Origin of the sequence: Streptomyces lunaelactis, assembly GCF_003054555.1 — a bacterium.
Taxonomy (GTDB): Bacteria; Actinomycetota; Actinomycetes; order Streptomycetales; family Streptomycetaceae; genus Streptomyces; species Streptomyces lunaelactis.
The window spans coordinates 6,305,479-6,319,329 of sequence record NZ_CP026304.1 but is presented as its reverse complement, the minus strand read 5'-3'; the positions used below and the strand labels follow the sequence as shown (position 1 = coordinate 6,319,329).

Annotated in this window: 8 protein-coding genes; all 8 read right to left on the bottom strand. The window is 68.1% G+C overall.

Annotated elements, in window-relative coordinates:
• Window positions 1–43 precede the first annotated feature (43 nt).
• Complete coding sequence (locus SLUN_RS29190; RefSeq protein ID WP_108152956.1) at window positions 44–427, bottom strand: helix-turn-helix domain-containing protein; 384 nt, start codon at window positions 425–427, stop codon at window positions 44–46.
• A 109-nt stretch (window positions 428–536) separates the two neighbouring features.
• A complete protein-coding gene (locus tag SLUN_RS29185; RefSeq protein WP_108152955.1) occupies window positions 537–1,046 on the bottom strand; it encodes a CinA family protein in 510 nt (169 codons plus the stop codon).
• Complete coding sequence (gene pgsA / locus SLUN_RS29180; protein ID WP_108152954.1) at window positions 1,043–1,717, bottom strand: CDP-diacylglycerol--glycerol-3-phosphate 3-phosphatidyltransferase; 675 nt, start codon at window positions 1,715–1,717, stop codon at window positions 1,043–1,045. Before pgsA ends, SLUN_RS29185 begins: the two co-directional genes overlap by 4 nt.
• Window positions 1,714–3,174: a 30S ribosomal protein S12 methylthiotransferase RimO gene (gene rimO / locus SLUN_RS29175; RefSeq protein ID WP_108152953.1), complete on the bottom strand. Its 1,461-nt coding sequence runs from the start codon at window positions 3,172–3,174 to the stop codon at window positions 1,714–1,716. Before rimO ends, pgsA begins: the two co-directional genes overlap by 4 nt.
• Before the next feature lie 177 nt (window positions 3,175–3,351).
• The gene (locus SLUN_RS29170; protein ID WP_108152952.1) at window positions 3,352–4,188 is read right to left on the bottom strand and encodes a helix-turn-helix domain-containing protein; all 837 of its coding nucleotides are present in this window, start codon (window positions 4,186–4,188) and stop codon (window positions 3,352–3,354) included.
• Between the two features lie 192 nt (window positions 4,189–4,380).
• Entirely contained in the window at window positions 4,381–7,128 is a 2,748-nt protein-coding gene (locus SLUN_RS29165) for a DNA translocase FtsK (RefSeq protein ID WP_175313879.1), read from the bottom strand.
• Window positions 7,129–7,243: 115 nt separating this feature from the next.
• Window positions 7,244–7,927, bottom strand: a complete 684-nt coding sequence (locus SLUN_RS29160; RefSeq protein ID WP_108152950.1) for a response regulator — start codon at window positions 7,925–7,927, stop codon at window positions 7,244–7,246.
• Between the two features lie 244 nt (window positions 7,928–8,171).
• Entirely contained in the window at window positions 8,172–13,655 is a 5,484-nt protein-coding gene (locus SLUN_RS29155) for a HAMP domain-containing protein (protein ID WP_257153810.1), read from the bottom strand.
• Window positions 13,656–13,851 lie beyond the last annotated feature (196 nt).

Here is a 13,851-nt window from a genome sequence, read left to right as displayed (position 1 = left end):
GACCGGGGCTCAGTTGCAAACAAGCCGTATCCAGCCGTACGGATCAGGCGGCGACGACGTCGACCGCCTCCGCAGGCGCCTTGATGGTCACCCGCTCCGTCGGCACACCCGCCACCGACGTCACGGAGACGGAATTGAGCATCGGACGTACTGGCGCAGGCACCGCATCACTCGCCGCTGCCGACTCGGCCAGCTCGGCCAGCGACAGCTCGTCGCTCACTTCGCGCATGAGCTCGGACATCCGTACGTCAAGCGCGTCGCAGATCGCGGAAAGCAGCTCAGAGGAAGCCTCCTTCTGCCCCCGCTCCACCTCGGAGAGATAGCCGAGCGAAACTCGGGCGGACGAGGAGACTTCGCGCAGAGTACGGCCCTGGCGCTGGCGCTGCCGACGCAGCACGTCACCCAACAGGCGACGGAGCAGAATCATCGGTGGCTCCCTCCTCGGACCGCGTAGCCGCATCCTTCACGCCCCACCGTACCGCCTCGTGCCGCGGCCGTGCGGGGAGCGATGTCGTGTTCACTCAGGGCTGCAAACATCAAGTCCCCCCGTTCTGTTCCGTATCCTGTGTCCGCGCATTCTCGTGCAGTTCGCCGGAGAGCAGCTCAAGCACGCTCCGTACACTCTCTCTACGAATGTCCGCCCGGTCACCGTTCAACCGCAGAGCGGCAACTTTCCCCGCACCGTCCGGCCCCGCGACAGCCACATAGACCGTCCCCACGGGCTGCCCGTCCTGCGGTTCAGGGCCCGCCACTCCGGTGGTCGCGATCCCCCAGCCGGCTCCCAGCAGCTGCCGTACACCCGCCGCCATCTGCCGTGCGACCTCGGGATCCACCGCGCCGCGCTCCGCCAGGAGGGTCCCGTCGACCCCCAGAACATCCCTCTTCAGGGTGGTCGCGTACGCCGTGACGGAGCCACGGAAGGATTCCGAGGCGCCAGGTACGGAGGTGAGCTCGGCGGCCACCAGGCCGCCGGTCAGCGATTCGGCGACCGCCAGTGTCTCGCCACGCTCCGCAAGCAGCGCCAGCACCCGGGCCGCCGTCTTCACCGCGCGTCCCGTGCGTCCCCCGCGGCCGCGCGCTCCGCCGCGAGCCCTTGGCGCCTGAGCACGATCGCCTGCCGCACATAGTCGAGGCCGGTGAGCACCGTCAGTACGACGGCGACCGCCATCATCCAAAAGCGCAGGGTGGCCAGCGGGCCGGTCAGCGCGAGAACGTACATCCCGACCGCCGTGCCCTGCGCGAGCGTCTTCACCTTGCCACCGCGACTGGCCGGAATCACCCCGTGCCGGATCACCCAGAACCGCATCAGCGTGATCCCGAGCTCACGGAAGAGAATGACGCCGGTCACCCACCACGGCAGATCCCCGAGCGCCGACAGGCAGATCAGCCCGGCGGCCATGATCGCCTTGTCGGCGATCGGATCGGCGATCTTCCCGAAGTCGGTGACCAGGTTGTACGTCCGTGCCAGATGGCCGTCGAAGATGTCGGTGATCATGGCGACGGCGAACGCCGCCCACGCCCAGGCCCGCCAGGCCGGGTCGTAGCCGCCGTCCTGCAGCATCAGCATGACGAAGCCGGGCACCAGAACCAGCCGCACCATGGTCAGGATGTTGGCGATGTTCCAGAGGCTGGCCTGATTGACGGCCGCGGCGCCCAGCTTTCCGCCGGGCGCCGGCCTGCCGGTGCCGCCCGCCGCGGATGCCGGCACTCCGGTCATCTGGCTGCCTCCTCAAGACACTCGGCCACCAGGTCGACGCCTTCCGTCCCCACAACCTTTGCCACGACCATACGACCGGGCACCAGCCCGTCGCCGGTGGTGAACACCACCTGGCCGTCCGTCTCCGGCGCCTGGTGCGCCGCCCGGCCCACCGCTCCGTCCTCGCCGTCCACGGACTCGACCAGCACCTCGAGGCTCTCGCCGAGCCGCTCCTCGGCGCGCTGCGCGGTCAGCTCCTCCGCGAGCCGCGAGAGGTGCTCGAGCCGCTCCGCGATGACGTCGGCATCCAGCTTGTTGTCGTACGAGACGGCTTCGGTGCCGTCCTCGTCCGAGTAGCCGAAGACGCCGACGGCGTCCAGGCGCGCGCCGGTGAGGAAGCGTTCCAGCTCGGCGAAGTCCGCCTCGGTCTCGCCGGGGAAGCCGACGATGAAGTTGGACCGCACACCCGCCTGCGGGGCCTTGCCGCGGACGGTCTCCAGCAGCTCCAGGAACCGCTCGGTGTCGCCGAAGCGCCGCATCGCGCGCAGCACGCCCGGCGCCGAGTGCTGGAACGAGAGGTCGAAGTAGGGCGCGATCTTCGGCGTCGAGGTGAGGACGTCGATCAGCCCCGGACGCATCTCGGCGGGCTGCAGATAGCTGACCCGCACCCGCTCGATGCCGTCCACCTCGGCCAGCTCCGGCAGCAGGGTCTCCAGCAGCCGGATGTCGCCGAGGTCCTTGCCGTACGAGGTGTTGTTCTCGGAGACCAGCATGACCTCCTTCACGCCCTGCTCGGCCAGCCAGCGCGTCTCGCCGAGGACATCGCTCGGCCGGCGCGAGATGAAGGAGCCGCGGAAGGAAGGGATGGCGCAGAAGGAGCAGCGCCGGTCGCAGCCGGATGCGAGCTTCACCGAGGCGACCGGGCTGGTGCCGAGGCGGCGCCGCAGCGGCGCACGGGGCCCGGAAACCGGAGCGACACCTTCGGGAAGGTCCTCCGGTGCCGTGTCCTGTGCGTGCCCCGGTAGCGCCACATCGGTGGCGTCCTGTCGCTCGGCAGGGCTCAGCGGCAGCAGCTTGCGCCGGTCGCGCGGGGTGTGGGAGGCGTGGATTCCGCCGTTGAGGATGGTCTGCAGGCGGTCGGAGATGTCGGCGTAGTCGTCGAAGCCGAGCACACCGTCCGCCTCGGGCAGCGCCTCGGCGAGCTCCTTGCCGTACCGCTCGGCCATGCAGCCGACAGCGACCACGGCCTGGGTTCTGCCGTGATCCTTCAGATCATTGGCTTCGAGCAGGGCGTCGACGGAGTCCTTCTTGGCGGCTTCGACGAAGCCACAGGTGTTGACGACTGCGACATCCGCGTCGGAGGCTTCCTCGACGAGCTCCCAGCCGTCCGCTGCCAAGCGGCCTGCGAGCTCCTCCGAGTCCACCTCGTTACGGGCGCAGCCAAGAGTGACAAGGGCGACGGTACGGCGTTCGGGCATGGGCTCAAGACTACTTTGTCCTGACCCACGCCCCCGCCCCGAGGGTTCTCGGCCCTCCGCATGCCTGCCGGGGTGGGTTCTGCCCGGTCGATCAGGCCGGATCAGGGAGCGGCCCGCCGCGGAGCGGCTGTGTCGCGCGTGCCAGGGCACGCGGGCCCGGCACGATCCAAACGAGCCCTAGCCGACCGCGGGGTCGCCCTTGGTGTACGAGAGCCGCTCGACCTGGCCCGTCTCGAACTCGTCCTCGACCCTCTTGCCGTTCACGAACAGCTCGATCGCGCCGGCGTTCCCGATGATGAGGTCGACCCGCTCGTCGTCCTGGAAGGTCTTGGACTCGCCCTTGAGCAGCGTCCCGTCGAAGAGCAGCTTGCCGTTGTGCGACTTGGCCGAGATCCAGCTCTTGTCGTCCAGGACGGAGAGCTTCACCGTCACCTTGTCCTTCGGAACCGCCGCGATGGCACTGTCCGACGGGTCGGGCTTCGGATCGGCAGGCTTGGTCGTCGCCTTCGGCGGACTGGGCTTCTGCTCGGGCGTCGACCCCTCCGCCACCTGACTGTCGCTGCCGCCGCCGTCTCCACCGTTGAAGAGCGTGAAGCCGACGAAGCCGACCACCGCGACGATCGCGGCGACCATGGCGGCGGTCCAGTTGGGACGGCGCCGTTCCGGACGGATGCGCTCGGCCTCGAAGAGCGGCGCGGCAGGCGTCGGCGAAGGGCGTCCGCCGTGATCCGCGTCGTACTGCGCGACGAAGGGATCGGGATCGAGACCGACGGCACGCGCGAGCGTGCGGATATGCCCGCGGGCGTACACGTCGCCGCCGCAGCGGGAGAAGTCGTCCTGTTCGATCGCCTGCACGATGGGGATGCGCACCCGAGTGGAGGTGCTGACCTCGTCAACGGTCAGACCTGCGTCGATACGGGCTTGCTGAAGCGCACGGCCGATCGAGGGCCGGTCGTCCTCAGCCGAGGGTTCAACTGAAGGCCGGTCGTCTTCGGGGGAGTTGCCGATGGACACGGGGGTGCCTTTCGAGCGTGTAACCACCTGCTGGAGGTTCAGTCTATGGGTGGTACGAAAGGGTGGGGCAACCGGGCGGAGGGACTTTGTACGCCATCAGAATGGCCGGACAACCTGATGGTGGGACATCTGTCTGTCCCTCCCTCCAACTTGACGTGCGACTAAGGGAAACGGTTGCCCTGAGAACCCTTACTAGTGAGACTCCCCGCGGATCACGGCGAGCACTCCATCCAGTTCGTCCGGTTTCACCAGAACATCGCGTGCCTTCGAGCCCTCGCTCGGACCAACAATGTTCCGTGACTCCATCAGGTCCATCAGCCTGCCCGCCTTCGCGAAGCCGACACGCAGCTTGCGCTGGAGCATCGAGGTCGACCCGAACTGCGTCGACACCACCAGCTCGGCGGCCTGACAGAGCAGATCAAGATCGTCGCCGATGTCCTCGTCGATCTCCTTCTTCTGCTTCGTCCCGACCACCACGTCCTCGCGGAAGACCGGCGCCATCTGATCCTTGCAGTGCTGGACCACCGCCGCGACTTCATCCTCGGTGACAAAGGCGCCCTGCATACGGGTCGGCTTGTTGGCGCCCATCGGCAGGTACAGGCCGTCGCCCTTGCCGATCAGCTTCTCGGCGCCCGGCTGATCGAGGATGACCCGGCTGTCGGCCAGCGAGGAGGTCGCGAAGGCGAGCCGCGAGGGCACATTCGCCTTGATCAGACCGGTGACGACATCGACCGAAGGCCGCTGGGTGGCCAGGACCAGATGAATGCCGGCGGCGCGCGCCAACTGGGTGATGCGGACGATGGCGTCCTCCACATCCCGCGGCGCGACCATCATCAGGTCCGCGAGCTCGTCCACGATGACGAGCAGATACGGATAGGGGGTGAGCTCGCGATCACTTCCCTCTGGCGGCTTGGCCTTGCCGTTCCTGATGGCCTGGTTGAAGTCGTCGATGTGCCGGTAGCCGTACGCCGCGAGGTCGTCGTAGCGCAGATCCATCTCCCGCACGACCCACTGCAGCGCCTCGGCGGCCCGCTTGGGGTTGGTGATGATCGGCGTGATCAGGTGCGGAATGCCCTCGTACGCGGTGAGCTCGACGCGCTTGGGGTCGACGAGGACCATCCGTACGTCCTCGGGGGTCGCCCGGACCATCACCGAGGTGATGAGGCAGTTGATGCAGGAGGACTTTCCCGAGCCGGTCGCCCCCGCGACCAGCATGTGCGGCATCTTCGCGAGGTTGGACATCACATAGCCGCCCTCGACGTCCTTGCCGAGCGCGACCAGCATCGGGTGGTCGTCCTCGGCCGCGTCGGCGAGGCGCAGGACGTCGCCGAGGTTGACCATCTCGCGGTCGGTGTTGGGGATCTCGATGCCGACCGCGGACTTGCCCGGGATCGGGGAGATGATCCGGACGTCCGGGCTGGCGACGGCGTACGCGATGTTCTTGGTGAGCGCGGTGATCCGCTCGACCTTGACCGCCGGGCCGAGCTCCACCTCGTACCGGGTGACCGTCGGGCCCCGGGTGAAGCCGGTGACGGCCGCGTCGACCTTGAACTCCATGAAGACATTGCTGAGCGAGGCGACGACCACGTCATTGGCGGCACTGCGCGTCTTGCCGGGGCCGCCCCGTTCCAGGAGGTCGAGGGAGGGCAGGGAGTAGGTGATGTCGCCGGAGAGCTGGAGCTGCTCGGCTCGCGGCGGGAGGGGCTGGGACTCGTCGGGCGCCGGCTTGGTCAGATCCGGTACGGCCGACTTCCCCTCGCGGCCCTTCCCCTCGCGCTCCTTCGGCGCGGGCTGCTCGGGCTCGCGCGCGCTCGGTACGGGTGTGGCCGCCCGCTTCCGGTCCGCGGTGACGTCCCGGGTCAGGTCGGCGACGAGCGGCGAGGGCGGCATGCCGTTCAGTACGGCCCCGTCGAGCGCGGCGGCGGCGGCCGCGGCCACATCCACGGCGTCCATCGGCCGGTCCATGGCGGGCTGTACGGACGCCCTGCGCGGGCGCCGGCGCTCGGAGAGCGCCTCAACCTCCGCGTGGTCCGGGTCGAACTCCTCCGGGGCCGCGCTCCGGCGCGCGGACCGGCGGCGGACGGGGACCGACTCGCGCCACTGCTCGTCGTACCGCTCGTCTTCCTCCGTGGCCTCGGCCCCGGGCTGGTACGGCGGGTCGGCGATGCCCAGCTTCGAGCCGAGCAGCCGCAGCCGCTGCGGGATCGCGTTGACGGGCGTCGCGGTGACCACGAGCAGCCCGAAGAGGGTGAGAAGGACCAGCAGCGGTACGGCGAGGACTTCGCCCATCGTGAAGATCAGCGGCTTGGAGGCGGCCCAGCCGATCAGACCGCCGGCGTCCTGCATCGCCTCCGTGCCCTCCCCGCGGCCCGGCGAGCCGCAGGCGATGTGCACCTGTCCGAGCACGCCGACGACGAGCGCGGACAGACCGATCACGATCCGTCCGTTGGCCTCGGGCTTCTCGGGATAGAGGATCAGGCGTACGGCGATCACGCCCAGCAGTATCGGCGCGAGCAGATCGAGCCGGCCGAAGGCGCCGGTCACCAGCATCTCGACGAGATCGCCGACCGGGCCGCGCAGATTGGACCAGGTACCGGCGGCGACGATCAGCGCGAGGCCGAGGAGCAGCAGCGCCAGACCGTCCTTGCGGTGCGCGGGGTCGAGCCCCTTGGCGCCTCGCCCTATGCCGCGGAACATCGCGCCCACGGCGTGCGCGAGCCCGAGCCAGAGGGCGCGTGCGAGCCGGTACACGCCCCCCGTGGGGGACGGCGCCGGCTTCGGCGCAGCAACCTTGGCCACCGCCTTCTTGGCGGGTGCCTTCTTCGCGGGTGCGCGCTTCTTGGCGGGCGCCGCCTTCTTCGCCGCGCCGGTCGTACGGCCGGCGCGCTTCGCGGTGCCCGCCGTGCCCTGGGAACCCTTGCCGGACGTACGTGAGGACATGGTGGTGAGGTTACCGGTGTCGACGGCAGCGGACACGTGTGCCCACTGCTTCACCCGTTCGTGTCGTCCATGCGGAGACGGGAAGCTGACGCTTCCTCAAGCGTGCGGCAGCGGTTCAGTTCTGCGAGGGAAGGCTCGGCGTAGCGCCGCCGGTGCCCGGTTCCAGCGCGTCCAGGGCCCGGCGAAGACCGGTCAGTTTGCGTTCGAGATGGGCTGCGGTGGCGACGGCCGCGGCGTCCGCCGAGTCGTCGTCGAGCTGTTTGGAGAGGGCTTCCGCCTGCTCCTCAACTGCCGCGAGCCGCGCGGAAAGTTCGGCAAGGAGGCCCGCGGGCTCCTTGGTGGCGCCGTGGTTCGCCTGGCCGCCACCCTCCAGCTGGAGCCGGAGGAGCGCGGCCTGCTCACGCAGTTGGCAGTTCTTCATGTACAGCTCGACGAAGACCGAGACCTTCGCACGCAGCACCCATGGATCGAACGGCTTGGAGATGTAGTCGACCGCGCCCGCGGCGTAACCCCGGAAGGTGTGGTGCGGGCCGTGGTTGATCGCGGTGAGAAAGATGATCGGGATGTCCCGGGTCCGCTCACGGCGCTTGATGTGCGCGGCCGTTTCGAATCCGTCCATTCCTGGCATCTGGACATCCAGCAGAATGACCGCGAAATCGTCCGTCAGCAGCGCTTTGAGCGCTTCCTCCCCTGACGATGCCCGCACCAGCGTCTGATCGAGCGCAGAGAGGATGGCCTCCAGCGCCAGCAGATTCTCCGGCCGGTCATCGACCAGGAGGATCTTGGCCTTCTGCACCATGGCCCGTCCTCCTCGCCCCGGAAGTGCACCGGGCGCCGCCCCAGGGGACGACTCCCTTGCGTCGCCCGTCCTTGTGCCGGTCATGGTAGCCGCACCCCGCCCGTCGCCACACCCTGTCACCGCGATGTCACAGTGCACGAAGCAGAAACGTAGCGGGAGACCAGAAGGTTCCCCGAATACCGCCGCCTCACACGCCTTCGGCCACAGTCAGTCAGCAACTCGCGAGGATTCATGCAGGCGTCGATCACTCCCCGCGCATCCACTGCTCCATCACAGAGAGCAAATGGTCAGGATCCACCGGCTTGGTGACGTAGTCGGAAGCTCCGGACTCGATGGCCTTCTCCCGGTCGCCCTTCATCGCCTTCGCGGTGAGCGCGATGATCGGCAACCCGGCGAACTGCGGCATCCTGCGGATCGCGGTCGTCGTCGCATACCCGTCCATCTCCGGCATCATGATGTCCATCAGTACGACCGTCACATCGTCGTGCTGCTCCAGGACTTCGATGCCCTCGCGCCCGTTCTCCGCGTACAGCACCGACAGACCGTGCTGCTCCAGCACGCTGGTGAGCGCGAAGACATTGCGGATGTCGTCATCGACGATCAGCACCTTCTCGCCCTCGAAGCTGAAGGTGCGCCTCGGCTCCGGCGCCTCCTGGGCGCCGTTCGCCCCGGCCCACTGCTCCTGGCCCGCGGCGGACCCGCCCTGGCCCGGCAGCGCGGACCGCTGGTCCATGGCGCCGAGCGCCTTGCGGCGCCGCCTGAACAGCGCTGCCGGACCCGAGTGCGTGTCGGCGTGCGCGGACGGCTGCGCATGCGTCTGCTGGACCCCGTCCTCAAAACCGTCGTCGACGGCGCCCTGCGGGTCGGCGGCGCCGGGGCCGAGCTGCGGGTAGCCCTGCGGCGGCAGTTCGCTCGGGTGAAGGGGCAGATAAAGAGTGAACGTCGAGCCACGGCCCGGTTCGCTCGCCGCGTGGATCTCGCCGCCCAGAAGCCGGGCGATCTCCCGGCTGATCGACAGACCGAGGCCCGTACCGCCGTACTTGCGGCTGGTCGTGCCGTCCGCCTGCTTGAACGCCTCGAAGATCACGCGCATCTTCCCCGCCGCGATCCCGATACCGGTATCGGTCACCGAGAAGGCGATCAGATCGCCGTCCATTTCACGCAGCGAACCGGCCTCCAGCAACTGCTCGCGGATCGACTGCGGCACATCGGCGCTCGCCGGCCGGATCACCAGCTCCACCGCACCGCTGTCGGTGAACTTCACCGCGTTGGACAGGAGGTTGCGCAGCACCTGCAGCAGCCGCTGCTCGTCGGTGTGCAGGGTCGCGGGCAGCTCCGGCGAGACCCGTACGGAGAAATCGAGACCCTTCTCCGCGGTCAGTGGCCGGAAGGTCGCCTCCACATAGTCCACGAGCTGGACCAGCGCGATACGGGTCGGGCTGACATCCATCTTGCCCGCCTCGACCTTCGACAGATCGAGGATGTCGTTGATCAGTTGCAGCAGGTCGGACCCGGCACCGTGGATCGTCTCGGCGAACTCCACCTGCTTCGGCGAGAGATTGCCCTCGGCGTTGTCGGCGAGCAACTTGGCCAGGATCAACAGGGAGTTGAGCGGCGTCCGCAGCTCGTGCGACATGTTCGCCAGGAACTCCGACTTGTAGCGCATCGACACCGCGAGCTGCTCGGCACGCTCCTCGAGGACCTGCCTGGCCTCTTCGATCTCGGTGTTCTTCACCTCGATGTCGCGGTTCTGCTGGGCCAGCAGCTCGGCCTTCTCCTCCAGTTCGGCGTTGGACGCCTGCAGCGCCTTCTGCCGGTTCTCCAGCTCCGCGGAGCGCTCACGCAGCTGCTCGGTCAGCTCCTGCGACTGCTTGAGCAGCACCTCGGTCTTCGTATTGACGCTGATGGTGTTGACGCTCGTCGCGATCATCTCGGCGATCTGGTTGAGGAAGTCCCGCTGGATCTGGGTGAAGGGCTGGAACGACGCCAGCTCGATCACACCGAGGACCTTCCCCTCGAAGAGCACCGGCAGCACGATCACATACGCCGGCGAGGCCTCCCCGAGCCCCGAGGAGATCCTCAGATAGCCCGGCGGCACATTGACCTGGATGGTCCGCTTCTCCTCCGCGGCGGTGCCGATCAGCGTCTCGCCCGGCCGGAACGACGTCGGCATCAGACCGGCGGAGTAGCCGTAACTGCCGCGCATGCACAGTTCGTACGAGCTCTCCCCGCTCGCCGCCGACACATCGGCGCCGGAACCCGTCTGCATGGCCAGGAAGAACGCTCCGTGCTGAGCCGAGACCACCGGGGTGAGCTCGCTCATGATCAGCGACGCCACGTCCTCGAGGTCGCGCCGGCCCTGCATCAGACCGGAGATGCGGGCCAGGTTGCCCTTGAGCCAGTCCTGTTCCTCGTTGGCGAGGGTGGTGTCGCGGAGGTTCGCGATCATCGTGTTGATGTTGTCCTGGAGGACCTGGATCTCGCCCGCCGCGTCCACATCGATCTTGAGGTTCAGATCGCCGCGGGTCACCGCGGTCGCCACCGCGGCGATCGCGCGCACCTGGCGAGTGAGGTTTCCGGCCATCTCGTTCACCGATTCGGTGAGGTCGCGCCAGGTGCCGTCGACGTCCCGCACCCGGGCCTGACCGCCCAGCTGTCCGTCCGTACCCACCTCGCGGGCCACCCGGGTGACCTCCTCGGCGAACGAGGACAGCTGGTCGACCATGGTGTTGATGGTGGTCTTCAGCTCGAGGATCTCGCCCCGCGCATCGATGTCGATCTTCCTGGTGAGATCGCCCTTGGCGATGGCGGTGGTGACCGTGGCGATCTGCCGCACCTGGCCGGTCAGATTGGACGCCATCGAGTTCACGGACTCGGTGAGGTCCTTCCACGTACCGGAGACGCCCGGCACATGGGCCTGACCGCCCAGCTCGCCCTCCGTGCCCACCTCTCGGGCCACGCGGGTCACCTCGTCGGCGAACGACGACAGGGTCGTCACCATCGTGTTGACGGTCTCGGCGAGCTCCGCGACCTCGCCGCGCGCCTCGACCGTCACCTTCTTCGTCAGATCGCCGTTGGCGACCGCCGCCGAGACCCGGGCGATGTTCCGCACCTGATTGGTGAGGTTGTTGGCCATCAGGTTGACGTTGTCGCTGAGGTCCTTCCAGATGCCGGTGACACCGCGCACCCGGGCCTGGCCGCCCAGCACACCTTCCGTACCCACCTCACGGGCGACCCTGGTCACCTCGTCGGCGAAGTCCAGAAGCTGGTCGACCATCGTGTTGACCGTCGTCACCAACTCGAGGATCTCGCCCTTGGCATCGACGGTGATCTTCTTCGACAGATCGCCCTTGGCGACCGCAGTGGTGACCTCGGCGATGTTGCGCACCTGTGAAGTCAGGTTGTTCGCCATGAAGTTGACGGACTGGGTGAGGTCCTTCCAGGTGCCGGATACGCCCTGCACCTCGGCCTGGCCGCCGAGGATGCCCTCGGTGCCCACCTCCCGGGCCACCCGGGTCACCTGCTCGGCGAAGTTGGAGAGCTGGTCCACCATCGTGTTGAGGGTGTTCTTCAGCTCCAGGATCTCGCCGCGCGCATCCACGTCGATCTTCTGCGACAGATCGCCGCGGGCCACGGCGGTGGCGACCTGCGCGATGTTACGGACCTGACCCGTGAGGTTCTCGGCCATGCCGTTCACCGAGTCGGTCAGATCGCGCCAAACTCCGGCGACGCCCGGCACCTGCGCCTGACCACCGAGCCGGCCGTCCGTACCCACCTCACGGGCCACCCGGGTCACTTGCTCCGCGAAGGCGGAGAGCTGGTCGACCATCGTGTTGATGGTGTTCTTCAGCTCCAGGATCTCGCCGCGCGCATCCACGTCGATCTTCTGCGACAGATCACCGCGGGCAACGGCAGTCGTCACCTGCGCGATCTGCCGCACCTGCGAGGTCAGATTCCCCGCCATGAAGTTGACGGAGTCGGTGAGTTCCTTCCACGTACCGCTGACGCCGTCGACACGCGCCTGGCCACCGAGACGGCCCTCCGTACCCACGTCCCGCGCCATCCGCGTGACCTGATCGGCGAACGAGGAGAGCTGCGCCACCATCGTGTTGACGGTGTTCTTCAGCTCCAGCATCTCGCCCGCGACATCGACCGTGACCTTCTGCGACAGATCACCATTGGCGACCGCCGTCGTCACCTGCGCGATGTCCCGCACCTGACCGGTGAGGTTACGGAACGCGGTGTTCACCGAGTCCGTGAGGTCCTTCCACGTCCCGGCCGCGCCGGGCACCTCCGCCTGACCGCCGAGGCGGCCCTCGACGCCGACCTCCCGGGCCACCCGGGTCACCTCGGAACCGAAGGACTGCAGCTGGTCCACCATCGTGTTGACGGTGTTCTTCAGCTCCAGCATCTCGCCCGCGACATCGACCGTGACCTTCTGCGACAGATCACCGTTCGCGACGGCCGTCGTCACCTGCGCGATGTCCCGCACCTGGGTGGTCAGGTTCCGGAAGACGGTGTTCACCGAGTCCGTGAGGTCCTTCCAGGTCCCCGCGGCGCCCGGCACCTGCGCCTGACCGCCGAGCAGACCCTCGGCCCCGACCTCGCTCGCCACACGCGTGACCTCGTCCGCGAACGTACGCAGCGTCTCGGTCATCTGGTTGATCGTCTCGGCGAGCTGCGCCACCTCTCCACGCGCGCTCACCGTGACCTTCTGCGACAGATCACCATTCGCGACGGCCGTCGTCACCTCGGCGATCCCGCGCACCTGCGAGGTCAGGTTTCCGGCCATGGTGTTCACCGAATCGGTGAGGTCCTTCCACACCCCGGCCACACCCGGCACCGCGGCCTGCCCACCGAGCTCGCCCTCGGTGCCCACCTCCCGGGCCACCCGGGTCACCTCGGAGGAAAACGAGGACAGCTGGTCGACCATCGTGTTGACGGTGTTCTTCAGCTGCAGCATCTCGCCGGCCACATGGACGGTGACCTTGCGCGACAGATCGCCCTTGGCGACCGCCGTGGTGACGAGAGCAATGTCACGTACCTGCGCGGTCAGTCGGTACGCCATGGTGTTGACCGAATCCGTGAGGTCCTTCCACGAACCGGACATTCCGCGCACCTGTGCCTGGCCACCGAGTTTGCCCTCGGTACCGACCTCCAGTGCCACCCGCGTCACCTCGTCGGTGAACGCCGACAGCTGGTCGACCAGGTTGTTGACCGTACGTGCGACCTTCAGGAATTCGCCCCGCAGCGGCCGTACGGACCCGTCGGCCCCGTCCACGGAGTGCGAGCGCAGCTCCATACGCTGCTCCAGGTCGCCCTCGGCGACCGCCGAGAGCACCCGCCCCACCTCGGACACCGGCCGCGCCAGATCGTCCACCAGCGCGTTCGAGGCATCGATCGCGGACGCCCAGGAGCCCTCGCAGGCCCCCGTCTCCAGCCGCTCGGTCAGCTTCCCCTCGCGCCCGACCATCCTGCGTACGCGCGCCAACTCGCCCGTGAGGTGCAGATTACGGTCCGCGACCTCGTTGTAGACGGCCGCGATCTCGGCCATCACATCGTCGCCCGACACGGTCAGACGCCGGCGGAAATTCCCGTCCCGCATCGACACGAGAGCCGCCAGCAGCCTGTTCAGGGCCGCTGTGTCCACTTCGGTCGTCCCATTGTTCCGGGACCGTCCGCCCTTCGCGCGCGTGTTCTTGCCACGCGCCGCCACGTCAGACTCCACCGTGTCCCTCCCGCAGGGGTTGACCGTACTGCCCGGGCTCTCTCAAGAAGCCTGCCCAGTGTTTCACCATGGCCGAACCAGGCCATAACAGTTCGGCAGCTTCGCATAGCGTCCCCGCCCCCGGTAGGCGGAAACAGCGGCGACCGGCATCCGCTCGGACAGCGAAGGTAAGTAACCTGGCATCCGGCTGTCCAGC

Excerpts from the sequence above, each read along its gene's own strand:
- SLUN_RS29190 (WP_108152956.1), bottom strand. The coding sequence starts at position 427 with ATGATTCTGCTCCGTCGCCTGTTGGGTGACGTGCTGCGTCGGCAGCGC.
- pgsA (WP_108152954.1), bottom strand. The coding sequence starts at position 1,717 with ATGACCGGAGTGCCGGCATCCGCGGCGGGCGGCACCGGCAGGCCGGCG.
- rimO (WP_108152953.1), bottom strand. The coding sequence starts at position 3,174 with ATGCCCGAACGCCGTACCGTCGCCCTTGTCACTCTTGGCTGCGCCCGT.
- SLUN_RS29165 (WP_175313879.1), bottom strand. The coding sequence starts at position 7,128 with ATGTCCTCACGTACGTCCGGCAAGGGTTCCCAGGGCACGGCGGGCACC.
- SLUN_RS29160 (WP_108152950.1), bottom strand. The coding sequence starts at position 7,927 with ATGGTGCAGAAGGCCAAGATCCTCCTGGTCGATGACCGGCCGGAGAAT.